Origin of the sequence: Synechococcus sp. BL107 (assembly GCF_000153805.1) — a bacterium.
Lineage (GTDB): Bacteria > Cyanobacteriota > Cyanobacteriia > PCC-6307 > Cyanobiaceae > Parasynechococcus.
This window is the reverse complement of the sequence record NZ_DS022298.1, coordinates 2,020,618-2,045,183: the sequence shown is the minus strand read 5'-3', so window position 1 is coordinate 2,045,183 and position 24,566 is coordinate 2,020,618. Positions and strand designations below refer to the sequence as shown.

The 24,566-nt window shown below is 56.3% G+C and carries 25 protein-coding genes; 15 read left to right on the top strand and 10 right to left on the bottom strand.

The window, feature by feature from the left end; genetic code table 11:
* The first annotated feature begins 7 nt into the window (after nt 1-7).
* The 4 genes from BL107_RS10685 to rlmN are packed head-to-tail and all read left to right on the top strand — an operon-like array spanning nt 8 to nt 7,283.
* Nucleotides 8-1,912 carry a DNA-directed RNA polymerase subunit gamma gene (locus tag BL107_RS10685; RefSeq protein WP_009790366.1) on the top strand — a complete coding sequence of 635 codons (1,905 nt, stop codon included), beginning with the start codon at nt 8-10 and terminating at the stop codon, nt 1,910-1,912.
* Between the two features lie 47 nt (nt 1,913-1,959).
* A complete protein-coding gene (locus BL107_RS10680; protein ID WP_009790365.1) occupies nt 1,960-6,054 on the top strand; it encodes a DNA-directed RNA polymerase subunit beta' in 4,095 nt (1,364 codons plus the stop codon).
* Between the two features lie 33 nt (nt 6,055-6,087).
* On the top strand, nt 6,088-6,240 hold the full coding sequence (locus BL107_RS10675; protein ID WP_009790364.1) for a high light inducible protein: 153 nt from the start codon (nt 6,088-6,090) through the stop codon (nt 6,238-6,240).
* Nucleotides 6,237-7,283: a 23S rRNA (adenine(2503)-C(2))-methyltransferase RlmN gene (gene rlmN, locus BL107_RS10670; protein WP_009790363.1), complete on the top strand. Its 1,047-nt coding sequence runs from the start codon at nt 6,237-6,239 to the stop codon at nt 7,281-7,283. The genes BL107_RS10675 and rlmN overlap by 4 nt, the downstream gene beginning before the upstream one ends.
* Here rlmN and BL107_RS13165 read toward each other — a convergent pair.
* Entirely contained in the window at nt 7,280-7,654 is a 375-nt protein-coding gene (locus tag BL107_RS13165; protein WP_232192996.1) for a hypothetical protein, read from the bottom strand. The genes rlmN and BL107_RS13165 overlap by 4 nt on opposite strands.
* A 2-nt stretch (nt 7,655-7,656) precedes the next feature.
* Here BL107_RS13165 and BL107_RS10660 point away from each other — a divergent pair, with 2 nt between their 5' ends.
* The 7 genes from BL107_RS10660 to BL107_RS10635 all read left to right on the top strand — a co-directional run bounded on the left by BL107_RS10660 (nt 7,657) and on the right by BL107_RS10635 (nt 12,487).
* Nucleotides 7,657-9,276 (top strand): sodium:solute symporter family protein, encoded by a 1,620-nt coding sequence (locus BL107_RS10660; protein ID WP_232192994.1) that lies wholly within the window; start codon nt 7,657-7,659, stop codon nt 9,274-9,276.
* A 20-nt stretch (nt 9,277-9,296) separates the two neighbouring features.
* A complete protein-coding gene (locus BL107_RS13280) occupies nt 9,297-9,422 on the top strand; it encodes a hypothetical protein (RefSeq protein WP_255344628.1) in 126 nt (41 codons plus the stop codon).
* Between the two features lie 39 nt (nt 9,423-9,461).
* Nucleotides 9,462-10,274: a HEAT repeat domain-containing protein gene (locus BL107_RS10655; protein WP_009790360.1), complete on the top strand. Its 813-nt coding sequence runs from the start codon at nt 9,462-9,464 to the stop codon at nt 10,272-10,274.
* Between the two features lie 65 nt (nt 10,275-10,339).
* On the top strand, nt 10,340-10,543 hold the full coding sequence (locus tag BL107_RS10650; protein WP_009790359.1) for a DUF2997 domain-containing protein: 204 nt from the start codon (nt 10,340-10,342) through the stop codon (nt 10,541-10,543).
* A complete protein-coding gene (locus tag BL107_RS10645; protein WP_009790358.1) occupies nt 10,543-10,935 on the top strand; it encodes a DUF1257 domain-containing protein in 393 nt (130 codons plus the stop codon). Before BL107_RS10650 ends, BL107_RS10645 begins: the two co-directional genes overlap by 1 nt.
* 2 nt (nt 10,936-10,937) lie before the next feature.
* Nucleotides 10,938-11,285, top strand: coding sequence for a ferredoxin (locus BL107_RS10640; RefSeq protein WP_232193088.1), 348 nt, complete (start codon nt 10,938-10,940; stop codon nt 11,283-11,285).
* Nucleotides 11,285-12,487 (top strand): aldo/keto reductase, encoded by a 1,203-nt coding sequence (locus BL107_RS10635; protein WP_009790356.1) that lies wholly within the window; start codon nt 11,285-11,287, stop codon nt 12,485-12,487. The genes BL107_RS10640 and BL107_RS10635 overlap by 1 nt, the downstream gene beginning before the upstream one ends.
* Before the next feature lie 7 nt (nt 12,488-12,494).
* Here BL107_RS10635 and rsmG read toward each other — a convergent pair whose 3' ends face one another.
* Nucleotides 12,495-13,226: a 16S rRNA (guanine(527)-N(7))-methyltransferase RsmG gene (rsmG, locus tag BL107_RS10630; protein ID WP_009790355.1), complete on the bottom strand. Its 732-nt coding sequence runs from the start codon at nt 13,224-13,226 to the stop codon at nt 12,495-12,497.
* Nucleotides 13,227-13,252: 26 nt separating this feature from the next.
* Between rsmG and BL107_RS10625 the strand changes: the two genes are divergently transcribed.
* Both BL107_RS10625 and BL107_RS10620 read left to right on the top strand, forming a co-directional pair.
* Nucleotides 13,253-13,795, top strand: a complete 543-nt coding sequence (locus BL107_RS10625; RefSeq protein ID WP_009790354.1) for a J domain-containing protein — start codon at nt 13,253-13,255, stop codon at nt 13,793-13,795.
* Nucleotides 13,734-14,009: a DUF3143 domain-containing protein gene (locus tag BL107_RS10620; protein WP_232192992.1), complete on the top strand. Its 276-nt coding sequence runs from the start codon at nt 13,734-13,736 to the stop codon at nt 14,007-14,009. Before BL107_RS10625 ends, BL107_RS10620 begins: the two co-directional genes overlap by 62 nt.
* Nucleotides 14,010-14,037: 28 nt before the next feature.
* On the opposite strand, the gene bioA is transcribed toward BL107_RS10620, so the two are convergent.
* The 6 genes from bioA to BL107_RS10595 form a co-directional block, all read right to left on the bottom strand.
* Complete coding sequence (bioA, locus tag BL107_RS10615; RefSeq protein ID WP_037988498.1) at nt 14,038-15,312, bottom strand: adenosylmethionine--8-amino-7-oxononanoate transaminase; 1,275 nt, start codon at nt 15,310-15,312, stop codon at nt 14,038-14,040.
* A 130-nt stretch (nt 15,313-15,442) separates the two neighbouring features.
* On the bottom strand, nt 15,443-15,598 hold the full coding sequence (locus tag BL107_RS13000; RefSeq protein ID WP_198002343.1) for a hypothetical protein: 156 nt from the start codon (nt 15,596-15,598) through the stop codon (nt 15,443-15,445).
* Nucleotides 15,595-16,254: a dethiobiotin synthase gene (bioD, locus tag BL107_RS10610; protein ID WP_009790350.1), complete on the bottom strand. Its 660-nt coding sequence runs from the start codon at nt 16,252-16,254 to the stop codon at nt 15,595-15,597. Before bioD ends, BL107_RS13000 begins: the two co-directional genes overlap by 4 nt.
* Nucleotides 16,251-17,015 carry a methyltransferase domain-containing protein gene (locus BL107_RS10605; RefSeq protein WP_009790349.1) on the bottom strand — a complete coding sequence of 255 codons (765 nt, stop codon included), beginning with the start codon at nt 17,013-17,015 and terminating at the stop codon, nt 16,251-16,253. Before BL107_RS10605 ends, bioD begins: the two co-directional genes overlap by 4 nt.
* Nucleotides 16,997-17,686: an alpha/beta hydrolase gene (locus tag BL107_RS10600; protein WP_009790348.1), complete on the bottom strand. Its 690-nt coding sequence runs from the start codon at nt 17,684-17,686 to the stop codon at nt 16,997-16,999. The genes BL107_RS10605 and BL107_RS10600 overlap by 19 nt, the downstream gene beginning before the upstream one ends.
* Nucleotides 17,683-18,828: an 8-amino-7-oxononanoate synthase gene (locus tag BL107_RS10595; protein ID WP_009790347.1), complete on the bottom strand. Its 1,146-nt coding sequence runs from the start codon at nt 18,826-18,828 to the stop codon at nt 17,683-17,685. Before BL107_RS10595 ends, BL107_RS10600 begins: the two co-directional genes overlap by 4 nt.
* 42 nt (nt 18,829-18,870) lie before the next feature.
* On the opposite strand from BL107_RS10595, the gene BL107_RS10590 reads away from it, so the two are divergent.
* Nucleotides 18,871-19,806, top strand: a complete 936-nt coding sequence (locus BL107_RS10590) for a bile acid:sodium symporter family protein (protein WP_009790346.1) — start codon at nt 18,871-18,873, stop codon at nt 19,804-19,806.
* On the opposite strand, the gene BL107_RS10585 is transcribed toward BL107_RS10590, so the two are convergent.
* Nucleotides 19,803-20,066 (bottom strand): hypothetical protein, encoded by a 264-nt coding sequence (locus BL107_RS10585; protein ID WP_009790345.1) that lies wholly within the window; start codon nt 20,064-20,066, stop codon nt 19,803-19,805. The two genes, BL107_RS10590 and BL107_RS10585, sit on opposite strands and share 4 nt — an antisense overlap.
* A gap of 240 nt (nt 20,067-20,306) precedes the next feature.
* Between BL107_RS10585 and BL107_RS10580 the strand changes: the two genes are divergently transcribed.
* A complete protein-coding gene (locus BL107_RS10580) occupies nt 20,307-23,087 on the top strand; it encodes an RNA helicase (RefSeq protein WP_009790344.1) in 2,781 nt (926 codons plus the stop codon).
* Nucleotides 23,088-23,089: 2 nt separating this feature from the next.
* Here BL107_RS10580 and fumC read toward each other — a convergent pair whose 3' ends face one another.
* The gene (gene fumC / locus BL107_RS10575; RefSeq protein ID WP_009790343.1) at nt 23,090-24,487 is read right to left on the bottom strand and encodes a class II fumarate hydratase; all 1,398 of its coding nucleotides are present in this window, start codon (nt 24,485-24,487) and stop codon (nt 23,090-23,092) included.
* Nucleotides 24,488-24,566 lie beyond the last annotated feature (79 nt).

The window sequence follows — 24,566 nt, the reverse complement described above, 5'->3', positions numbered from 1 at the left end:
ATCGTCAATGACCAACAGCAACCTCCGCACCGAGAATCACTTCGATTACGTCAAGATCACGCTTGCATCCCCTGAGCGGGTGATGGAGTGGGGTCAGCGCACCCTTCCCAACGGCCAAGTGGTCGGTGAGGTCACCAAGCCGGAGACCATCAACTACCGAACCCTGAAACCCGAGATGGACGGGTTGTTTTGCGAGAAGATTTTTGGTCCTTCCAAGGACTGGGAATGCCATTGCGGCAAATACAAGCGTGTGCGTCACCGCGGCATTGTTTGTGAGCGTTGTGGGGTTGAGGTCACGGAAAGTAGGGTCCGCCGTCATCGGATGGGCTTCATCAAGCTCGCCGCTCCGGTGTCCCACGTTTGGTATCTGAAGGGGATTCCGAGCTATGTGGCCATCCTTTTGGATATGCCGCTCCGTGATGTTGAGCAGATTGTTTACTTCAACTGCTACGTCGTTCTTGATCCAGGTGACCACAAGGATCTGAAGTACAAGCAGCTGCTGACGGAAGACGAATGGTTGGAAATCGAAGACGAGATTTATGCAGAAGAATCTGAGATTGAGAACGAACCTGTTGTTGGCATTGGTGCCGAAGCCCTCAAGCAACTTCTTGAGGATCTCAGCCTTGAAGAAGTTGGTCAGCAGCTGCGGGAAGACATCAATGGCAGTAAGGGGCAGAAACGCGCCAAGTTGATCAAGCGTCTTCGCGTAATTGATAACTTCATTGCCACCGGTGCCCGTCCCGATTGGATGGTGCTTGACGTGATTCCAGTGATTCCGCCGGATCTCCGTCCGATGGTTCAGTTGGACGGTGGTCGCTTTGCGACGTCTGATCTCAATGATCTCTACCGCCGCGTGATCAATCGGAACAACCGGTTGGCGCGGTTGCAGGAAATCTTGGCCCCCGAGATCATTGTCCGCAATGAGAAGCGGATGCTTCAAGAAGCTGTCGATGCACTGATCGATAACGGTCGTCGTGGGCGCACGGTTGTTGGTGCTAACAACCGGCCATTGAAGTCACTCAGCGACATCATTGAAGGTAAACAAGGACGTTTCCGTCAGAACCTTCTCGGTAAGCGTGTTGATTATTCAGGCCGCTCTGTGATCGTGGTGGGTCCAAAACTGAAAATGCATCAGTGTGGATTGCCAAAGGAAATGGCGATTGAGCTATTCCAGCCATTTGTGATTCACCGTCTGATTCGTCAGAACATCGTGAACAACATCAAGGCGGCAAAGAAACTCATTCAGCGCGCCGACGATGAAGTGATGCAGGTTCTCCAAGAGGTGATCGATGGTCACCCAATCATGTTGAACCGTGCTCCCACCCTTCACCGACTTGGCATTCAGGCCTTCGAACCGAAGTTGGTTGATGGTCGTGCGATCCAACTTCACCCCCTGGTCTGTCCGGCATTCAACGCCGACTTTGACGGAGACCAGATGGCTGTTCACGTACCGCTCGCGATCGAGGCTCAGACAGAAGCGCGCATGTTGATGTTGGCCAGCAACAACATCCTTTCTCCAGCGACGGGTGAACCGATCATCACTCCATCCCAGGACATGGTGTTGGGCTCTTATTACTTAACCGCTTTGCAACCGGGTTCAACGCAACCTGAATTCGGTGATCGCGGGGCAACGTTTGCAGGTCTGGACGATGTGATTCATGCCTTCGACGACACCCGTGTTGGTCTTCATGACTGGGTCTGGGTTCGTTTCAACGGAGAAGTTGAAGACGACGATGAACTGCAGGAACCAGTGAAGTCGGAAACGCTGAGCGACGGAACTCGCATTGAACAGTGGACCTACCGACGCGATCGCTTCGATGAGGAGGGAGCGCTGATCAGCCGTTACATCCTCACCACTGTTGGCCGTGTGGTTATGAATCACACCATCATCGAAGCGGTGGCCGCCGCCTGAATCACGCCTGAATTTTTTCTTTCAAACCACCTGATCTGCGCGCAGTCATGACCACTTCCAAGCCCCGTAAGCCCTCGAAAGCCAAAGCAGCTAAAGCGGCCAAAGCAGCCAAAGAGGCACTAGCGAAGATTTCAAAGCCCCTTTCGAAAACACCGCCTCCGTTTCGAAATCACATCGTTGATAAAAAGGCTTTAAAAAATTTGGTGGCTTGGTCGTTCAAGCATCACGGCACTGCTGTGACGTCTTCCATGGCCGATGATCTGAAAGATCTTGGATTTAAATACGCAACTCAGGCGGCTGTCTCAATTTCCGTTGACGATCTAAAAGTTCCTGAGGCTAAAAAGGATCTTCTTGGTCAGGCTGAAGAACAAATCACAGCTACCGAAGAGCGTTACAGGCTTGGTGAAATTACTGAGGTGGAACGTCATACCAAGGTGATTGATACCTGGACAGAGACCAATGAGCGTCTCGTCAACGCGGTTAAAAAGAATTTTGATGAGAATGCACCGCTCAACTCGGTGTGGATGATGGCCAACTCTGGGGCCCGGGGAAATATGTCCCAGGTTCGTCAGCTCGTGGGCATGCGTGGCTTGATGGCCAACCCACAGGGTGAAATTATTGACTTGCCGATTCGCACCAACTTCCGAGAAGGATTAACTGTTACCGAGTACGTGATCTCCTCTTACGGAGCACGGAAAGGTCTTGTTGACACGGCGTTGCGCACAGCCGACTCGGGTTATCTAACGCGCCGTTTGGTGGACGTTGCCCAAGATGTGATTGTCAGAGAGGACGATTGTGGAACAACCCGCCACATTGTTGTTGAGGCAGAAGACAGCAAATTTGGCAACCGCTTGGTGGGCCGTTTAACGGCTGCACAGGTGGTGAATGCTGATGGTGAGGTGTTGGCTGAGCGCGATACCGAGATCGACCCTGCCCTTTCAAGAACAATTGAGAAGGCTGGTGTCACCGCCGTCAGTATTCGTTCGCCTCTCACGTGTGAAGCAAATCGTTCCGTCTGCCGCAAGTGTTATGGCTGGGCCTTGGCCCACAACGAATTGGTTGATTTGGGTGAAGCGGTTGGCATCATCGCCGCTCAGTCCATTGGTGAGCCCGGAACGCAGCTCACGATGCGGACGTTCCACACCGGAGGTGTGTCTACCGCTGAAAGTGGTGTTGTTCGATCCAAAGTTGCCGGAGACGTTGAGTTCGGCAGCAAAGCGCGGGTTCGCCCCTATCGCACGCCCCATGGTGTTGAAGCTCAACAGGCAGAAGTTGATTTCACGCTCACGATTAAGCCCTCTGGCAAGGGTCGGCCTCAGAAAATCGACATCACGGTTGGCTCTTTGCTGTTCGTCGATAATGGTCAGGCCATTGAATCTGACGTCACCGTCGCGCAGATTGCCGCCGGTGCGGTGAAGAAGAGCGTTGAAAAAGCAACGAAGGATGTGATCTGCGATTTGGCGGGTCAGGTTCGTTATGAGGAAAAAATCCAACCCAGAGAGGTCACCGATCGTCAGGGAAATATCACCCTGAAAGCTCAGCGTCTTGGCCGCATGTGGGTCCTCGCTGGTGATGTTTATAACCTTCCCCCAAACGCTCTTCCTGTTGTTGCTGGTAAGTCCACTGCGACTGAAGGTCAGGTGCTTGCGGAAGCCAGCCAACGCAGCGAATTTGGTGGCGATGTTCGTTTGCGCGATTCCATTGGTGATTCCCGAGAGGTGCAAATCGTCACCACGGCGATGACCCTCAAAGACTTCAAATTGCTCGAGGAATCCACCCATTCCGGCGAATTGTGGAATCTTGAGGCGAAAGATGGCACCCGTTATCGCCTGAACACCATTCCTGGCAGCAAAATTGGCAACGGCGAGGTGATCGCCGAACTCGCAGATGATCGCTTCCGTACCGGTACGGGTGGTCTCGTCAAATTTGCACCCGGCTTGGCAATCAAAAAAGCGCGTTCTGCCAAAAATGGATACGAAGTCAATAAGGGTGGAACCTTGTTATGGGTTCCTCAAGAAACCCATGAAATCAACAAGGATATTTCTTTGTTGATGATTACTGATGGTCAATGGATTGAGGCTGGAACTGAGGTTGTTAAAGACATCTTTAGCCAAACTGCTGGCATTGTTACTGTCACCCAAAAGAACGACATTCTCCGTGAAATTATCGTTCGGGGTGGAGATCTTCACCTGAGTAGCGATAACAAAGCGCTCGAACGCTTTGAAGGCGATGGCCAAATGGTGAACCCCGGCGATGACGTCGCCAAGGGTGTGTCTGTCGACACAATGAAATTTGTGCAGACGGTCGAAACACCTGAGGGCAAGGGCCTCTTGCTTCGACCGGTTGAGGAATACACCATTCCAAATGAAGCTCAGCTTCCTGAGCTATCCCACGTGAAGCAGGCCAATGGGCCTCATTTGGGTATCAAAGCTACTCAGCGCTTGGCTTTTAAAGACAACGAGCTGATTAAGTCGGTTGAGGGTGTTGAACTGCTGAAAACGCAACTGCTTCTGGAAACCTTCGACACCACCCCACAAATGACGGTGGATGTGGAAAAGGCCCCCGACAAGCGAGCCAAGACGATCTCCCGCCTGCGTTTGGTCATTCTCGAATCGATCTTGGTTCGTCGCGACACCATGTCGGACTCCAGCCATGGCTCAACCCACACTGAGCTTCAGGTGGAAGACGGAATCTCAGTCAAGGCCGGTGATGTTGTCGCCACCACCCAGATTCTCTGTAAGCAGGAAGGTGTCGTTCAGCTGCCTGAAGCCACGGAGGCTGAGCCCGTTCGTCGCTTAATCGTTGAGCGTCCGGAAGACACCACCACGATTTCCACGTCAGGCAAGCCGACCGTGGCGGTTGGTGATCGTGTGGTTGATGGTGAGTTGCTTGCCAGTGGACAGCCTTCAGCCTGTTGTGGTGAGGTCGAAGCTGTAAGTGGCAACAGCGTCACGCTTCGCCTTGGACGTCCGTACATGGTGTCTCCCGACTCCCTGCTCCACGTTCGCGATGGTGACTTGGTTCAACGGGGAGATGGCTTGGCTCTTCTGGTGTTCGAACGCCAGAAGACCGGAGACATTGTTCAGGGTCTTCCACGGATTGAGGAACTTCTTGAAGCTCGTCGTCCGCGGGAATCCGCCATTCTTTGCCGGAAGCCTGGAACGGTTGAAATCAAGCAAGGGGAAGACGACGATTCCCTCTCCGTCAACGTGATTGAGTCCGACGATGCGATCGGTGAATACCCGATCCTTTTGGGACGCAATGTGATGGTCAACGATGGCCAGCAGGTGACGGCTGGGGAATTGCTCACAGACGGTCCGATCAATCCCCACGAGCTTCTGGAATGCTTCTTCGAAGACTTCCGTAGCCGCAAACCTTTGATGGACGCTGCTCAAGAAGCGATTGCGAATCTGCAGCACCGGCTTGTGACGGAAGTTCAGAACGTCTACAAATCTCAGGGCGTCTCGATCGACGACAAGCACATCGAGGTGATTGTTCGTCAAATGACCAGCAAGGTTCGGGTTGAAGATGCTGGTGACACCACCCTTCTACCTGGAGAGTTGATTGAGCTGAGACAGGTGGAAGACACCAACCAGGCCATGGCGATTACGGGTGGGGCTCCGTCTGAGTTCACTCCGGTCTTGCTGGGTATCACCAAGGCCTCCCTCAACACAGATAGCTTTATCTCTGCGGCATCCTTCCAGGAGACCACCCGTGTTCTCACTGAGGCTGCGATCGAAGGGAAGAGCGACTGGCTCCGTGGTCTGAAGGAGAACGTGATCATCGGACGTCTGATCCCTGCTGGAACAGGGTTCAGCGGCTTCGAAGAAGAGCTCCAGAAAGAAGCGGGTCCCCATCCCGATATTCTTTCCGAAGACCCTGCGGGATACCGCCGGATGCAAAATTTGCGTCCGGATTACACCGTGGATATGCCTCCTGCGGCTAGCTCGAGTGCTTTGCTTGACGACCCCAGTGATGCTGATCTAGAAGCCACGCGGACACGTCACAACATTGATCCTTCTGCCAGCACGAATGCTGCATTTACGCGGCCGGATGTTGATAACGAGCTCAAGGAAGAGCAAGTTGTTGATGCCGAGGCTGTTGAAGGTCTCCAAGAAGAGGGGTTGCTGTCCGACGATTGACCTTTCCCCTTTGCGCCCGTTATTGATTGATCCATGATTGAACCCACTGAAATTCCCCAACGTCGCTTACCCCGTTATGGCTTTCATGGCCATACCGAAAAGTTGAATGGACGCATGGCCATGCTTGGCTTCATTGCCCTTTTGGTTGTGGAATTCAAGCTCGGTCACGGGTTGTTGAATTGGTGAACAATGTCTTACTCGGTCGCAGTGCGGCCGAGTTGGAAGACTGGGCGATTGCTCAGGGGCACAAGTCCTTTCGAGGGCGTCAAATTCACGATTGGCTGTACAACAAAGGCGTTAAATCTCTTTCAGAGATCACCGCTCTTCCGAAGCAATGGCGAACTGAGCTTGAGGATCAGACCTTTCGGGTTGGCCGTTTGAAGCTCGTGCATCAATCCGTGGCAGCGGATGCCACAACAAAGCTGTTACTGGCGACGGACGATGGTGAAACCATTGAAACGGTGGGTATACCGACGGACCAGCGACTCACTGTTTGCATCTCGAGCCAGGTGGGATGTCCGATGGCCTGTCGTTTTTGTGCGACTGGAAAAAGTGGCTTGCAACGCTCGTTAGCAACCCATGAAATTGTCGATCAAGTCTTGAGTGTTCGTGAGGCGATGGACCGGCGTCCATCCCATATTGTTTTTATGGGGATGGGAGAGCCCTTGCTCAATAGTGCAGCGGTGTTGGAGACCATTCGTTGTTTGAATACCGACCTTGGCATTGGGCAGCGGCGCATCACCGTGAGCACGGTTGGTGTGCCCAAAACACTGCCCCAGTTAGCAGAGTTGGCGATGGAGAAACTTGGGAGAGCTCAATTCACCCTTGCGGTGAGTTTGCATGCCCCCAACCAGCAATTAAGGGAAGAGTTGATTCCAACGGCTCATGCGTATCCTTATGACGATTTGCTGGATGATTGTCGACACTATTTAGATCTCACAGGGCGTCGTGTCAGCTTTGAATATATTTTGCTTGGCGAGTTAAATGATCACCCCGAGCATGCCGCTGAATTGGCTGATCGAGTGGGTGGTTTTCAAAGTCACGTCAATTTAATTGCCTATAACCCGATTGAAGAGGAAGAATTTAAGCGCCCAACTACCCAGAGAATTGAGGCTTTCCGCCGGGTTTTAGAGCGCCGAGGGATTGCCGTCAGCCTGCGAGCAAGCCGTGGTTTGGATCAAAATGCTGCCTGTGGTCAATTGCGTCGGCAACATCTGAAAGGTTCCTAGCCGTAATGAGCTTTTGTGAGATGACTTAAGGCGTGGTAACCGATCGTTGTTTGTTTGATTGTTATTTGATATTTTTCATCTCTATCTTCTGCATTTGTTGATGATCGTTCTGGCGTATAGATGTTGTTTGGTTCGGTGATGATTTCATGTCGATCTGCATAGCCCCAGGCTTCATCTGCCCTGATCGATCCCCTTTTGTCCAAGACTGGAGAGATTGGTGGCAGGGTGAATGGCTGCAGTCGACTGGCTTCTTCTTGGTCTTTACTTACTGCTGACATTGTTGTTGGGCCTTTGGCTGGCTCGCCGGAATCGTGGCCAAGAGGATTATTTCGTTGCAGGGCGGCGTTTAAACGGCTGGTTGGCCGGCGCATCCATGGCGGCGACCACCTTTTCGATTGATACGCCGCTGTACATCGCAGGGCTCGTCGGTAGTCGTGGTTTGGCGGGCAACTGGGAATGGTGGAGTTTCGGGCTGGCCCACGTCGCGATGGCAGTGGTGTTTGCACCGCTTTGGCGACGGAGCGGCGTGTTAACCGATGCGGCCTTCACTGAATTGCGCTATGGCGGTGCTGCTGCTGCATGGCTTCGCGGGATTAAGGCGTTTCTCCTGGCGTTACCCGTGAACTGTATTGGGATCGGTTACGCGTTTCTGGCCCTGCGAAAAGTGGTGGAAGCGTTGGGGATTGTTCGAGGTGAGCCGAGCTTTTTGGGCCTGTCCGACACGGTGTGGCTGCTGGCCATCGTTGCCGTGTTGGTGGTCAGCTACACGGTTGTTGGAGGGCTTTGGGCGGTGGTGATGACGGATTTGGTACAGCTTGTGCTCGCCTTGCTGGGTGCCTTGGCGGTTGCTGTCGCTGCTTTGCACGCAACGGGTGGGATGGCCTCGCTGCTCGATCAACTTCAATCCCTCAACCGACCTGAATTGCTCTCCTTGGTTCCTTGGACGTGGGACGAGAAGGGCTTCACCTGGCTCGATGGCGCTGGCATCAGTGTGCCCATGTTCACCGCTTACATCGCCGTGCAGTGGTGGAGTTTTCGTCGCAGTGATGGTGGTGGTGAGTTCATCCAACGCATGCTGGCCACCCGTGATGAGCAGCAAGCACGGCTTGCTGGCTGGGTTTTTCTGGTTGTGAACTACTTGATTCGCAGCTGGCTCTGGGTGGTGGTGGCTTTAGCTGCGCTTGTTCTCTTGCCAGAACAAGTCGATTTAGAGCTTGGTTACCCAAAGCTGGCAATTGATCTTTTGCCACCTGTGGCGCTTGGGCTGGTGGTGGTGTCCCTGGTTGCCGCTTTTATGAGCACGGTGAGTACCTCCGTGAACTGGGGCGCCAGTTACCTCACCCATGATCTGTACGAACGGTTTGTTCGGCCCCAAGCTGGCCCACGGGAATTGCTCTTGGTTGGTCAGGCCACCACGGTGTTGCTACTCGTGCTTGGCGTGATCACGGCCTTAGTGAGCAACAGCATCGGGGCGGTGTTCCGACTCGTGATCGCGATTGGCTCTGGTCCAGGGGTTGTGTTGGTGTTGCGTTGGTTTTGGTGGAGGGTCAATGCTGCTGCTGAATTGTCCGCGATGCTCTGCGGCTTTCTCGTTGGAGTACTCACCTCGATCACACCCTTGGTACGCATCGATGATTACGGCGTGCGTCTGGCCGTAATCACGGGGGTTTCCGCTGCCGTATGGCTCACCGTGATGTTGTGCACTCCTCCGGAATCTGAGGATGTGCTTGAGCGATTTGTGCGCCAGGTGCGACCGCCGGGTCCTGGATGGGCCCATTTACGTCATCGCTTTGACGTCACTCCGATTGAAAGCTTCCCAGTGATGCTCCAGCGTTTTGTGTGGGCATGTGGCCTTCTATTCGGCGGATTGTTGGGCACCGGAGGATTCCTGTTGCACCAACAGATCACCGGCTGGTGTGGACTCAGTGTGCTGGTGGTGTCGTTTCTGTTTTTGCGTCGGCCAGCGCTTGCTGTCCACCCATCAGCAGAATGAACAACAAGATCAATCGGCCCTTGTCTTTTTTTCGTTCCACCGTGCTTCCAGCACTGATCGTTTTGTTATTCGCCCTCGCGCTGTTCGCTGTCAGCGCCAGGATTTGGTTGCCCGGTGACATGCTGGCACCCGCTCCAGTCGGTTGACCACCCAAGGGATTTGACCGGGTCCCGTAACATCGAGTCATGACGGAAGACCGCAGCCAACAAAGGGATCGAGGACCCGCCAGCCTTGCGTTGGATCCAGATTTGTTGGCGCGCGAGCTGGCCGCCGAAGAAAATCTTGATCCGCTCGATGCCTTTGAGCCGAACCAAGCAGTTGACGATGCTTCGCCATCGATTGCTTTTGCTTGTGATCAGGGTTTGCTCGCCCTCCGGGGGACCCATGATCAGCGCCTGCAAGGGCTGCAAGTGTTCTGTGAGCATCGAGATCCCAGAGCCCTTCCTCTGTTGCTTCCCCTGTTGCAACGCCCTTGTCCAGTGGAGCGGATGAGCGCGGTGTATGCCCTGGGGCGCAATCCTTCGCCACCGGCGGTGGAACCGCTGCTTCAGCTGCTTCGGACCGATAGCAATGCCTATGTGCGCAAAGCCACGGCTTGGAGTTTGGGGAATTACCCCGATGCTCCGATCCTGAATCCCCTGATTCATGCGCTGCAAACCGATGTGGCTGCGGTTCGGTTGTGGTGTCCGGGTTCTTTGGCTGAGTCAGGTGGCCGCTCGCCCGCCAAAGCGGATCCGGCGGTGAGTCAATTGGTTGCCAGCCTTCAGATCGATAGTGAACCCGTAGTGCGTAGCAATTGCATTTGGGCACTGGGGCGCTTAATGGATCAGTTGGTCGAGCCTCGTCAACTCGAGATCATTGAAGTGCTGATGGAGTCGCTCCTTCACGACGGTGAACGATCTGTGCAAGATGAGGCGCGTACAGCTCTTGAGCAGTTAGAAAACCCCGTGGTTGTGGAGCGCTTAGAGGCCCTGATGAACGACGGGTTTCTGATCTGAGGTTCAGAACCAACAACGACTCTTGAAAACCACCATTAGATTGCGCCACATCTCACGCAGGTCGAATGCCCCAACGCACGGTTCGTTTCACCATTCGACCTGACGGTCGCGTGGAAGAAAGGGTCGAAGGGGTGGCCGGTCCTGCGTGCCAGCAGCTCACCGAACGGTTGGAAGCTGCGCTTGGAGCCGTTGAACACCAAGAACCCACTGCTGAAGCGTTTCAGCAGCCGACTAGCCAATCCCAATCCCTTCCCGCGCAATTGCACTGATGTCGCATTTCAGCACCGTTAAAACAGAACTGCGCCAGCTCGATCCATTGGTTCAAGCGCTGAACGACATGGGCTTCCCTCCAGAGCAAGGGGCGCGCCCAGTCCGTGGTTACCAAGGTCAAACCGTGACGGCTGATCTGGCTGTCACGATGCAAGAGGGCGGTGACCTTGGTTTTCGATGGAACGCCAAGTCTGGTTCTTACGAGCTGGTGACCGACTTAGATCTTTGGAAACAACAGATCCCAATCGAACGCTTTCTGGCCAAACTCACCCAGCGCTATGCCTTGAACACGGTATTAGCGGCTACTGCGAACGAAGGCTTCCAGGTTGCTGAACAAACCCAGGCCCAGGATGGTTCGATCGAACTCGTGGTTACTCGCTGGGACGCTTAACCCTGGCTGATCCATCGCTTGCTTTTTCTGCTCCAGCAATTCATTCCGTTCAGGCGAATGGATTGGAGCCATTGCTGGGTGGTCAGCTCAGGGATCAAGCCGTGTGGGTGGATGAGGCCATTTGTATTGGTTGCCGTTATTGCGCCCATGTCGCCACCAATACTTTCGTCGTTGAGCCCCATCTCGGTCGTTCCAGAGCCTTTCGTCAAGATGGCGACAGCACCGATCGAATTCAAGAAGCGATCGACACCTGCCCTGTGGACTGCATTCATTGGGTTCCGTTCGAATCCCTCAAAGCGTTGAAGCAGGGTTTAGAGCGGCAAAACCTGCAGGCACGTCCTCAGGGTTGATGGCTTCGCTTCCAACCCGACGCTTTGGACGAACAGAGCTGGACATTCCACTGTTGTCGCTCGGGGCTATGCGGTTTCAGCAGAGTTGGAGCGATCTTCCGGCAGAGGACATCTCAGCAGCATCGCAAGCTCAGTTACAGGCCACGTTGAATCGGGCTGTGGCTGAGGGATTTCATCATGTGGAAACGGCTCGTCACTACGGCACATCAGAGCGGCAGTTGGGTTGGGCCTTGCCCAAGGCCCCCGATGCCAAGCGTTTGCTGCAAAGCAAAGTTCCTCCCCGTGATGATGTTGTTGCCTTTGAAGCGGAGCTGGAGCTGAGCTTTGAACGCTTGGACTGTGATCGTTTGGACCTGCTGGCCATTCATGGCATCAACTTGCCAGAACACCTTGAGCAGACGCTTCGACCCGGCGGTTGCATGGAGGTGGTCCGTCGCTGGCAGACAAAGGGCCGGATTGGTTCGGTGGGTTTTTCAACCCATGGACCCACCGAGTTGATTGTGGATGCGTGCAACACCGGAGCTTTCGACTACCTCAATCTGCATTGGTATTACATCCGTCAGGACAATTCCCCTGCCTTGGACGCGGCCCGCCGCCAAGACATGGGCGTTTTCATCATTAGCCCGACTGACAAAGGGGGCCATCTCCACAGCCCATCGCAGAAACTGCTCGACCTTTGTGCACCGCTCCACCCGATTGTGTTTAACGATCTGTTCTGTTTGCAGGATGAACGCGTGCACACCATCAGTGTGGGTGCTGCTTCACCGCAGGATTTTGATCGCCATCTCAAGGCCATTGAGCTCTTGCCTCAAGCCGTTGATTTGATTGAACCGGTGCATCAACGCCTGCAGAGGGCGGCGGTGGACGCGCTAGGAGCCGAATGGATGGCCACATGGCATGTGGGGCTTCCCTCTTGGCAAGACACGCCTGGAGAGATCAACTTGCCCGTTTTGCTTTGGCTCCACAACATGTTGGAGGCCTGGGACCTCGAGAGCTTCGCAACAGCGCGCTATCGACTGCTTGGCCAAGGGGGGCATTGGTTTGCCGGATCCAATGCCGATTCCTTTGATGATCAAGTCAGTGCGTCGGCCCTTCAGGCTGTGCTCGGTGCTAGTCCTTGGCGGGCGAGGATTCCTCTCATCCTGACTGAACTCAAACATCGGTTGGCGGGCGACGCTCAAAAGCGGCTGACCAGCATTTGAAGCCTGTTTAGGAGCCCAGCGGTGTCCGGCTAGGAATGCCAACGGCCCGTGGATAGGACGATGGACAGGTTCCAGTGGGCTGCACGCGCAAGAGGTGACGGATACCCCGTTCGGACGGCAGCTGACGCGCCTCTACCCCAGTTAATTGAGCCTTCAGCGGCGTCAGCACATTGTGGAATTGTGCGGTGTCGTCCTCAGACCATTGCCCTCGAAAAAGCAGTGCTTCCCCTTTGGGTTTCAAAAGGGGAACGAGGTATTCCGCCACGACGGGGGCTGCCGCAACGGCGCGAGCCATGGCGAGGTCGAACTGGCCGCGGCAGGCGCGATCATGGCCTGTCGTTTCGATCCGTTCGGTGCGAACGGCCACGCGATCCGCGAGGCCAAGCTTGCTGGCCATCGCCTCCACCGCTGCCGTTTTACGGCCCACGGAGTCCAGCAGTGTCATATGCGCGCCCGGTAGGGCAATCGCGATCGCTAATCCCGGGAATCCACCACCTGTGCCGACATCCATGCAGGTTCTGGGTTGGTGGGGTTTGTTCAACTCAGCCGCTAAGGGCCACAAGCTGTCAAACACTTGATTGATCCAGTAGTCATCGCCCTCCACGAGTCGGGTGAGGTTGACTTTCGCGTTCCATTCCCGCAACAGGACTTGCAGCATTGCAAGCTGATCCACCTGCTCCGTCGACGGTTGCCAACCGAGTGCCGTCCAATATTCAGCTCCCGGTGTGGCATCGGCCATGGGCTGCGTGGGCAACTTTTCTTAGGATGAAGGACCAGATCAAGTCTGTGCCGGACGTCTCCATCAGCCACTACCAACGGCTCGGTGTGGCCCCAGGAGTTGATCCGGAAGCATTGCGCCAGGCATTCCGGCGCAAGAGCAAAGCATTGCATCCCGACACTACGGCGCTACCTGAAGCGCAGGCCAGCCTTGCGTTTCAACAGCTCAAGGAGTCCTACGCCCTTCTGGCGGACCCTGGGCGTCGCGATGCTTACGACGCCATGCTGCGCGAAACCACTGCGAGGCCTCACGTCGTTCAGAAGGCCACCTCTGATCCTTGGAACGGGATTGGTGAACGACGTCCACTGTCAGGAGGTGAATGGTTTTCTTTGGTTCTGCTGAGCTTGGCGCTCCTTCTCAGCTTGTTGCTGGGATTGGGAGTGGCGGTTGTGCAAGGCCGGGATTGGCAAGTGTCGCCGTCTTGGCTCACCGATGAGCAGACTTTGAGAACCTCCAACCTGCGATCCGATGCCGTCCCCCCTTCCACCGGAGAGTTCACCACTCAATCAGCACTCCCTCCGAGCGCTTGAGCAATGGCTGCTTCAATTGGGCGCCATTCGGATCGACAATGATCCGTGCCGATGGCAATTGGAACGACCTGCTTGGAGTGCCGTTCTTCTCTTGGACCGTGAAGACCTCAAGGTGATTTGGCAGGCATCTGGGAGCAGCTCGGAAACGCAATGCTCCCTGCCCTATGGGCTGTCGCGCGCTGATGTGGAGGCGGCGATCCAGGCTGGTCCTTAAGACTTGCCCTCTGCCGGGGATGGTTGGTTCAGAGTTGATCGAGAGCGGTTTGGATGGCTCCGTAGCACTGCTCAAGTTGCGCATCACTGATGCAGAGCGGCGGTAAGAGATACACCACCTGGCCGAGGGGACGAAGAAAAACGCCGTGCTCCATGGCGATGCGTTTGACCGTGGGGCCTGCCGGGTTGAGGTAGCCGGCGGTTCCACCAACGACCAAATCGAAGGCAGCGACCGTTCCCAGCAACCGTGCTCGTTCCACACGCGGGTGCTGGGAAAGAGCTTCGAGGTGCGGCCGATGGCGTGCCTCGAAGTTTTGGAATGCCATTGGATTGCGTTCGAGCAACGTCAGGCTGGCGTTCGCAGCGGCACAGCCCAGGGGATTGGCCGTGAAGCTGTGGCCATGCCACAGGGTGAGGTTGGGGTCGTCTCCGATAAAGGCTTCGAACACGGCTTCACTGGCCATGGTCACCCCCATTGGTAAGCAGCCTCCCGTGAGACCTTTGGACAACGCCATGAGGTCTGGACGTATCCCGGCACGGCGGCTAGCAAACCAGTCGCCGCAGCGTCCAAATCCAGTGAGGACTTCATCGGCAATGAGCAGGGCTCCGGCAGCTTTTGTTCTGCGTTCAACCTCCCGAAGAAAGTCCGGACGCACCATGGTCATGCCCCCTGCCCCTTGGAGCAGAGGCTCGAGGATCACTGCTGCCGTTGGGGTTTGAAGGGTGTCTTCGAGGATTTGAAGTGCGGCTGTTTCCTTGCGGTCAACGTCGTCGTCGTTCCACCAGGTGCTGGGCCAGGGCACTCGGGCGACGGGAAATAATTTGTCTTCGAATGGAGCGCTGAACAAATTGCGCTCGCCAACGGCCATGGCCCCGAAAGTATCTCCGTGATACGCGCCATCGAAGGCAACGATTTGATGGCGTGGCTGGCCTCGGTTTGCCCACCATTGGCAGGCGATTTTGATCGCCACCTCCACGGCCGTCGATCCGTTATCTGAGAAAAACAGCCGTTGGAGGCCGGTGATTCCACTGAGTCGAACCGCCAATTGCTCGGCTGGTTCATGGGTGAAATCCGCAAAGATCACCTGCTCGAGTCGTCGTGCTTGATCGGCAATCGCCTCAGCCATCACTGGATTGGCATGGCCATGCAAGGTCACCCACCAGCTACTAATCGCGTCAATTAACGGGGGCCCCTCTTCACGCAACAGCAGGGCACCATCACCGGCTGTTACCCGCTGCGCCGCAGCTGCACTGGCCATTTGAGTGAATGGAGGCCAGAGATTTGGGTGACGTGGAAGCGCCATGGCCACCTACAGCAGTGCAGTCAGTTTGGAACCTCAAGTAGCGCCCACGACTGTCATGGGCTTGCCCAGAAGCTTGGGCTGTCTTAATTGTTGTTATCGCCTGGCTTTGTCAGCCCCTCCTTCAGATCGGTTAGCGACACATCTCGCTCGACCGCTCACTCTCCGTGGCGATCGCTCCGCAATTCACCCAGCGCACGAGTTGCACTTCGATGTCCGTAAACAACACCAGGATTCCGACACACAGCGCTGATACAGCAACGGTTGCCAGTGTTTGACGTGAATTCAACGGGATGTTCGATCCAACAATTCCTGAAACTTAGGGCTGAGCCGTTGGTCGTGCCATTGCTGTTGAAGTGCCTCACGGTTGAGGGGGTTGAGCGGGGGGAGCTGGGCCAGAACGGGAATGCCGCCAAACGTTTCCAAGGTGGTGGGGTTATCGCTGTGGTGGGGTCCATTCAGGATCAGTCCAAGCACCGGAAGATTGCGGTGTCGGAGGGCTTCCAGGCTCAGCAAGGTGTGGTTCAACGTTCCGAGGCCGCTGCGAGCCACAAGAACAATGGGTAAGCCCCAATGTTGCAATTGGTCGATTTGTAGGAGCTGCCGTGTGAGCGGAACCATTAACCCCCCTGCCGTTTCCACCACAAGCGCACCATCACAGGCTGGGAGGTTCAATTGTTCGGGCACCAGTGGGCTTTGATCGAGCTCAGCGGCCCAATGCGGCGACACTGGCTGGCTAAAGGCAAAGGCCTCAGGGAGCAGCCGTTGCGCGGGAAGATCCAGCAGGTTGCGGACCCGTTCGCGATCTCCGCCGCCGTCTAACCCGCTTTGGATTGGTTTCCAATAGCTGGCCTCAAGGCCTTGCACGAGCCATGCGCTCACCACGGTCTTACCGACATCGGTGTCGGTTCCACAAACCACGATGCGACGTGATGGGGACGTCATCGGTTCAAGATCAGAAGCTGAATTCTCCAGGACAATGCAAACCGGTTGGCGATGTTGGCTTGTGGCCATGCCTTGAAAATTCGACGCCAGGCCCCCGGTGGAAGTCGGTTTGCGGTTGTTGATCCGGCACCGATTTCGATCATTGGTTTGAGTAATGAAGCTGGTGAACCCGCGGTTTGGCTGAATGGGAGCAGTTGTTGCCGTTGGACCATCCCCGGCGGAATGACGGCCATCAATTCTTTGCCTACCGGTAAGGGCAAGGCAGTACAGGGTTCGCCAGCTGCGGTGGCGGCGGCATGCCACTGGGGAAAGCTGCCTTCGATGGGCACCGCCAGCACGAGCCAGCTGCCCGGTTGCAAAGTCTGAATCCACGTCCGCAGCGATTGGACGGGATTTGGCAACCAGTGCAGGGCAAAGCTGGAGCTCAGCAATTGAGGCTGTTGGGGCCAGGGCGGCAAGCCTCGGCTGAGGTCCCACTGCAGCGTTTTGGCACTGGGCTGTTGCTGTTGCAGCATTGCTGCGCTGCCATCCACGCGCAGCACGGATTGCCCCGGGTGGGTGACCTCCAGGGCATCGGCCAATCGTCCTGTTCCGCTCCCCAGGTCCACCCACAGTCCCCTAGGAATCCTTAGGTGGCGGCAATGGCCAGCGAGTCGCCATGCCATGCCCTCCTGCAGGCGTGCTGCATGGTTGTACCGATCGGCAGCGTTGCTGAATTGCTTTAGGACGTCTTCTGTTGCGATCACAGGCTTTCGATCCATCGCTCCACGAGTTCCCACACTTCAGTGGTGATCAAGGCATGCCCCCAATCAGGCCCGCGATGGACCCGCTCCACTTGGCTGCCGAGCTGATCGAGGAGTTGTTGGTGGCTTCTGGGGTGCACGACGGCATCTTGCTCTCCCTGAATCACCAAAACACGGGCATCGGAGGGCCATCCCCGAGGGAGGGTTCGACATGTTTCCAGTAAGACCAGGTCGTCATGGAGGCGTTTCCGTCCCTCTGAAGAGAGGCCCTTGAGGAGTGGCGAAGGAGGACAAGCTCCCGGGGAGAGGGGCTGAATGGCCCGTTGAAAGAAACGCTCCAACATGGACCTCTCACCCTCTGAGCCCAGGGCTGCTCGCATCCCTTTCAGGCCAGCTTGGGTCGAACGACCGTTGCGTCCTTCGGGTACGAAAGCTGTAAAGCACCCCAGCAAGACCAAGGCTGTTGCCTCTTGGAGGAGAGGCGATGGGAGGAAATGCAGCCCGAGGGAATGGGCAATCACGACGCGGGGACCGGCTTCATTGGTCCAACTCGGCTGTGTTGGTGCGTTGTTCCCGTAGCCCCGTTCCATCACCTGCACGGGCCATTGCCGTTGTTCCATCAAGCGCCGCCAATAGGTCCATTGTTCGGCGTGCCCGGCCCATCCATGTACCGCGAAGATCTGTGTCATCCGGCAGCGAGGGCACCGAGCAGCAGCTCCAACGTGTCATCCGGTAGGTCTTTACGAAGCACCAGGCGTAGTCGGGAGGTTCCTTCTGGAACGGTTGGTGGTCGAATCGCGATGCTGAGGAGTCCGTGCTGTTCGAGTTGTTGCTGGTAATCGAGGGCCCCCTGATCACTGTTCAGCAGCAGGGGCAAGACGGGTCCGATTCCACGCGGACGCTGCCATCCAGCCAATGCGAGGGCGGTTCGCCAGGCCTCGGACCGTTGAATCAATGCTTGTCCCCAGTGCGGGTTTGCTTTGATGAGATCGAGGGCTGCCTGGGCCCCAGCGACTAACGGCGGAGCCAAGGCTGTGGTGTAGCGAAAGGCGCCGCTGGTTTGCAGGAGCCGTTCTCCCATGGCCGCATCCCCCGCGAGAAACGCACCGCCGCTACCGAATGCTTTTCCGAATGTTCCGCTGATCAGATGAACCGGATCATCGACTCCCCAACAGAGCCCACGCCCGCCTGGCCCTACTACCCCCAAGCCATGGGCTTCATCCACCAACAGTTGAGCCCCATGTCGCGCGCATAGCGCTGCCATGGCCTTCAAATCTGGACTGGTTCCTTCCATGCTGAACAAGCTTTCGCTGATCACCACTGGTGCCGAGTTGTTTCGATCCAGCTGTTGCAGCCGACGCTCAAGATCCTCCAGATCGTTGTGGGCAAAGCGCTGTAGCCGTGCACCGCTCGCACGGACGCCCACAAGCAAGGAATAGTGAATCAGCCGATCAGCCAACACAGTGGTGTGGCGTTCTGCGAGGGCGGCGACTGCCGCGAGGTTCGCTTGAAAGCCACTGGGGAACAGCAACACTTGGTCTCGTCCGAGCCATTCGCCGAGTTCCGCCTCGAGGCGGGTGTGCCTTGGTCGTGTGCCTGTGACCAAGCGCGATCCGCCTGCTCCAACACCATCGGCATCAAGGGCGATGGCCGCGGCTTTAATCACCGCTGGATGTCGCGCTAGGCCGAGATAGTCATTACTGGCCAGATCCCTGAGCCCTGGCCGACCTCTTGCGCTGCCCTTGAGTTCCCATGGCTGATCCCCCGGCTGCCAGTTGCGTAACGACCGGCGTCGGTTTGGTTCAACGGAGCGGATTGGCTCGTTGGTCATGCCATCAGTCTGAATAAAGATGGTTCAAGGTTTGAGTCGGCGATGAATTCCGAGCGTTTCACCCTTCTGTTTCCTCTTTGGACACTGATGGGTGCGTTGTTAGCCCTTCTCTACCCCCCACTGTTTACGTGGTTTCGAGGCGACCTGATCACCTTGGGTCTTGGGGTGATCATGTTGGGGATGGGGCTTGGGCTCACGCCTCAAGACTTTGGAAGGGTTGGGCAGCGTCCCCGTCCCGTTGTGATCGGTGTGGTGGCGCAGTTCATCGTGATGCCATCGGTTGCGGCCCTGTTGGCCTTTGCTTTGCACCTCTCGCCGCCCTTGGCGGTGGGCTTGATTTTGGTGGGCTGTTGTCCGGGTGGAACGGCCAGCAATGTTGTGGCGTTGATTGGTCGTGCCGATGTGGCTTTATCCGTGGTGATGACCACGGTGAGCACGCTGGTGGCGGTTGTTCTCACACCCCAACTCACGGCGTTATTGGCCAGTCAGTACGTGCCCATTGATGGTGGGTTGTTGCTGATCAAAGTTCTCCAAGTGGTGCTGTTCCCTTTGACATTGGGTGTTTTGCTCAAGCAGGGGATGCCGCGATTGGCCAGTCGGGTGGAGCCGGTGATGGCTCCGTTGGCCGTCCTGGCCATCGTGATGATCGTGGCGAGCATTGTTGGGAGCCAAGCCACGGTGCTGCAACAACAGGGGCCAAGGTTGTTCCTGGCTTGTGTCCTGTTGCATGGTGCTGGCTTTCTGCTGGGTTGGTTGGTGCCCCGTTTGGTGGGTGAAGGAGTTCTTGTTCAACGCACCATCAGCATTGAAGTGGGCATGCAGAATTCCGGCTTGGCAGTGGTCCTAGCCCGCAGCGGAGGATTTTCCAGTCCGATCACTGCGCTGCCTGGGGCTATTTCTGCGGTGATTCATTGTCTGATCGGCAGCGCTTTGGCGGCCCTCTGGCGGCGGCAAAGCCGTCAACAACGCAGGGTCTAAGTGCTGGGTTGCTGTTGGGAATGCAGTTGTGTCAGCAATCGTGCGGCCAGTCCTCGCGAGATACGTCGCGCCACGAGGAGGTCGCAAATCCACTCGAACAATGGTGGTGCCTCGCTCACCCCCCTGAGCCGTTGTTCGAGGGCTTCCAATTCCTCCGTATGCCGACAACCGCGCAGGGCATCGATCAAGGTGTCTTCGGATGGGAGGGTCTGTAAAAGCTGGCTGGTGGCCACATCGTTACGCCGGAGTGTCTCAGTCATGGCACCGATGCGGTGGTTCTGTCATCACCCACACCACAAAAGTGCCAGTTTTTGCCACAAAGCTTGAGGCTTTCTCGTCAAAGTCAAAGCGATCTCGTTGTGGGACGTTGTCACCTGATTGGGCTTATGGATTTCGCATGTTTTGGCCATCCATCGGTTTCCAAGCTCGGTGTCTTAGAGCACGTTCTCTCGAAGCGTGTTCTTTCAGGGTGCGGTGGCGAAGCTCCCTAAGATTCAGCAATGACTCAAGCTCAGCCGGAACCTTCCACTCAGGCGTCCGATGCTGCAGCTTCAGGGTCAGGGCTTGACCCCAGCCAATGCTTCGCATTCCCGCTAGATGACTTTCAGTTAGAAGCCGTTGATGCGCTCAATCAAGGGCACTCAGTTGTGGTGAGTGCTCCCACCGGATCGGGCAAAACCTTGGTGGGTGAATATGCCATTTATCGGGCGCTCGCCCATGGTCAGAAAGTTTTTTATACGACTCCCCTTAAGGCACTCTCCAATCAGAAACTGCGTGACTTTCGGGAACAGTTTGGCGATGAGAACGTTGGTCTGTTGACCGGTGACTTGAGTGTGAATCGGGAGGCATCAATCGTGGTGATGACCACGGAAATCTTTCGGAACATGCTCTATGCCGAGGCCGATGAGCATGACGATCCACTCGCTGATGTGGAAGCGGTGGTGCTTGATGAATGCCACTACATGAATGACTCCCAGCGCGGAACCGTTTGGGAGGAATCAATCATTCATTGCCCGCCTCCCGTTCAACTCGTTGCCTTGTCGGCCACTGTGGCCAATGCGGGCCAACTCACCGATTGGATTGAAAAGGTGCATGGGCCCACAACGCTGATCGTCAGCGACCACCGCCCCGTGCCATTGCAATTCAGCTTTTGTAGCGCCAAAGGATTGCATCCTCTGTTAAATGAGGCCGGCACTGGATTGCACCCCAACTGCAAAGTGTGGCGGGCTCCAAAGGGTCAAAAGCGCAAGGGGCGCTCCAACAAACCACCTCAGCCAGAAGCTCCCCCCATCAGTTTCGTTGTGGCCCAGATGGCACAACGTGACATGTTGCCTGCGATCTATTTCATTTTTAGCCGCCGAAATTGCGACAAATCGGTTCGTGATTTGGGTGCTCAATGCCTTGTCACCCAAGACGAACAGGCACGGATCCATGCTCGGCTTTCGGCCTACAGCGTGGCGAACCCAGAGGCGGTGCGTGATGGCATCCATGCCGATGCCCTTTTGCGAGGGATTGCGGCACACCATGCGGGGGTCCTGCCCGCTTGGAAAGAGCTTATTGAGGAACTGTTTCAGCAGGGGTTAGTGAAGGTGGTGTTTGCCACGGAAACCCTTGCTGCAGGGATCAACATGCCGGCTCGGAGCACCGTGATCGCGTCGTTGTCGAAGCGAACGGAACGGGGGCACCGTCCCTTGATGGGGAGCGAGTTTCTGCAGATGGCCGGTCGCGCCGGTCGGCGCGGCTTGGATTCCCAGGGCTATGTCGTCACGGTTCAAAGCCGGTTTGAGGGGGTTCGGGAAGCGGGGCAGCTGGCCACGAGTCCGGCCGATCCGTTGGTGAGTCAGTTCACCCCCAGTTACGGAATGGTTCTCAACCTCCTGCAGCGCCACAGCCTTGAGAAAGCCAGGGAGTTGGTGCAACGCAGCTTTGGTCGCTATCTCGCAGGTTTAGACCTGGTGGATGACGAGGAGATGCTTTCGCAGCTGCGGCTTCAGCTCAGCCAGCTTGATGGGGTTGCCGGGGATGTTCCCTGGGAAGATTTTGAGGACTATGAAAAAGAGCGTGGACGGCTGCGGGAAGAGCGCCGTTTGCTGAGGATTCTTCAGCAACAAGCTGAAGAAACTCTCGCCAACGAGCTCACTCAGGCCCTTCAATTCGCCAGCAACGGAGCCTTGGTGAGTTTGAAGTCACCCCAGCTTCGCGGACGGGTCACCCCAGCGGTGATTGTTGAAAAGGTGAATGGGCCAGGCCAATTCCCCCGATTGCTCTGTCTTACGGACGACAACGTTTGGATTTTGTTGCCCTGCCAGGGCGTCGTCAGTCTTCACGCCGAACTGAGCTGCCTTCAGGTTGATGGGGTAGTTCCTCCGGTCTTGCAGCGGTCGGGCGAGATCCGCCATGGGGATCAAATCAGCGGTCAGCTCGCTTTGGCTGTGGCCCATATGGCCAGACGCCACGACATGACCACCCCGCAATACGACCTGGCGGGCGAGGTTCTCACCCAAGCCCGTTTGGTGCAGCAGTTGGAGTCGGAACTCGAGCAGCATCCCGCTCACCGTTGGGGTGATCGCAAGCAACTCAAAAAACACCGTCGTCGCATGGAGGAGTTGGAGCATGAAATCGCTGAGCGGCAGCGGTTGCTGCATCACCGTTCCAATCGTCACTGGGACATGTTTTTGGCGTTGAAGGACATCCTTCAACAATTCGGCTGTCTGGATGATCTCGATCCCACAGAAGTTGGACGCACCGTGGCGGCTTTGCGTGGGGACAACGAGCTATGGCTTGGCCTTGCTCTGATGAGTGGACATTTGGATGAGCTTGATCCGCCCAATCTGGCTGCCGTATTCGAGGCGATCAGCACCGAGGTGAATCGACCGGATCTTTGGAGTGGCTTCCCCCCCTCTGGTCCTGCGGAAGAAGCGTTGCAGGACTTATCCGGGTTGCGTCGGGAGTTGCTCCGCGCCCAAGAGCGGGCCAGTGTTGTGGTGCCGGCCTGGTGGGAGCCTGAGTTGATGGGTCTTGTGGAGGCTTGGGCAAAGGGAACATCCTGGAGCGATTTGATCGCCAACACCTCCTTGGATGAAGGGGATGTGGTCCGCATTATGCGGAGAACGGTCGACCTTCTCGCCCAGGTCCCCTACTGCGAAGCGATTAGTGAGCAGTTGCGAAGCCATGCCAAGCAAGCACTGAAGGCAATCAACCGTTTCCCAGTAGCTGAACTCGAGGATCCCCGCGCGGGGGTGGCTGGCGGACTGAATCCTGCGACGGAGCGGGCGGCCTGACGTTACTGGTGAGGGGTTGCCATCCTGGTGGGGTCCACCAATCGATCGAAGTCAGAGGCGCTGATGTGCCCCAGCTTCAGGGCTGCTTCTTTCAACGTCAGCCCTTGCTCATGGGCATGTTGGGCGATTGCGCTGGCTTTTTCGTACCCAATACGAGGCGTTAAAGCCGTCACAAGCATCAGTGATCGCTCCACAAACGTTTGGATTTGCTGGCGGTTGGGCTGAAGACCGATCACCAAATTTTGGTGGAAGCTGTTGATCGCATCGCTGAGCAGGCGAATGGATTGGAGGAGATTGAATCCGATCAGCGGCTTGAACACATTCATCTGCAGATGCCCCCCAGCTCCAGCGGCAGCAACCGCCGCATCCAGACCAATGACTTGGGTGCACACCATGGCCATGGCTTCGCATTGGGTTGGGTTGATTTTCCCCGGCATGATCGAACTTCCTGGTTCGTTGGCAGGGAGTTGCAATTCACCAAGTCCTGCCCGTGGTCCGCAGCCCAGCAGTCGAATGTCGTTGGCGATGCGTAGCAGCGCCACCGCCAATCCACGCAGTTGCCCCATGGCATGCACCAGGGCATCGTGACCCGCCATGACGGCGAACAAATTTTCAGCGGGGTGGAACGTCAAACCGGTGTCCTTACACAGCTCCTTCGCCACCTCCGTGCTGAAGCCCTGGGGAGCATTCAATCCTGTGCCCACTGCTGTTCCACCTAAGGGCAACGCAGCTAAGGGGCTAAGGCTGTTCTCAATCCACGACCGACAAAGCTTGAGCTGATCACGCCAGGCCGAGACTTCATCTCCAAGGCGAAGGGGAACCGCATCTTGAAGGTGAGTTCGGCCAATTTTGACAATCGGAAACCAAGCCTCGGCCTTGATATCCAGGGCTTCAATCAGAGCTTGAAGAGCAGGGAGAAGGGAATGGGTGAGCTGCTGCGTCGCTGCTACGTGAATCGCGGCAGGAAAGACATCGTTGGTGGATTGTGAGCGATTCACATGATCGTTGGGATGAACCGGCTGATGGCTACCCAGAGGTGTCCCTTCGCGACGGGAGATCAGGTTGCTGATTACCTCATTAACATTCATGTTCGTTTGGGTACCACTCCCCGTTTGCCAAACCTTGAGGGGGAATTGATCGTCATGCTGTCCTGTTGCAATGGCATTGGCAGCGGAAATGATCATGTCGGCGAGCTCTTGACTGAGCACGCCATGCCGCGCATTGACGGCTGCACATCCTCGTTTAATCAATGCCAAAGCATGGATCAGTTCAACGGGAATGTGCTCATTGCTGATCGCAAAATTGCGAAGAGATCGTTCTGTCTGAGCACCCCAAAGTGCTTCGTTACTGACGTCGACAGGACCAAGACTGTCGTGCTCTGTGCGGAACGATCGGGTCATCGGGGCTTCCCGGGCTGTTCATTGAGATCCTGATCATCCATGATGACGTTGAGGCCTGAGCTTGGCCCTCGGTCGATTC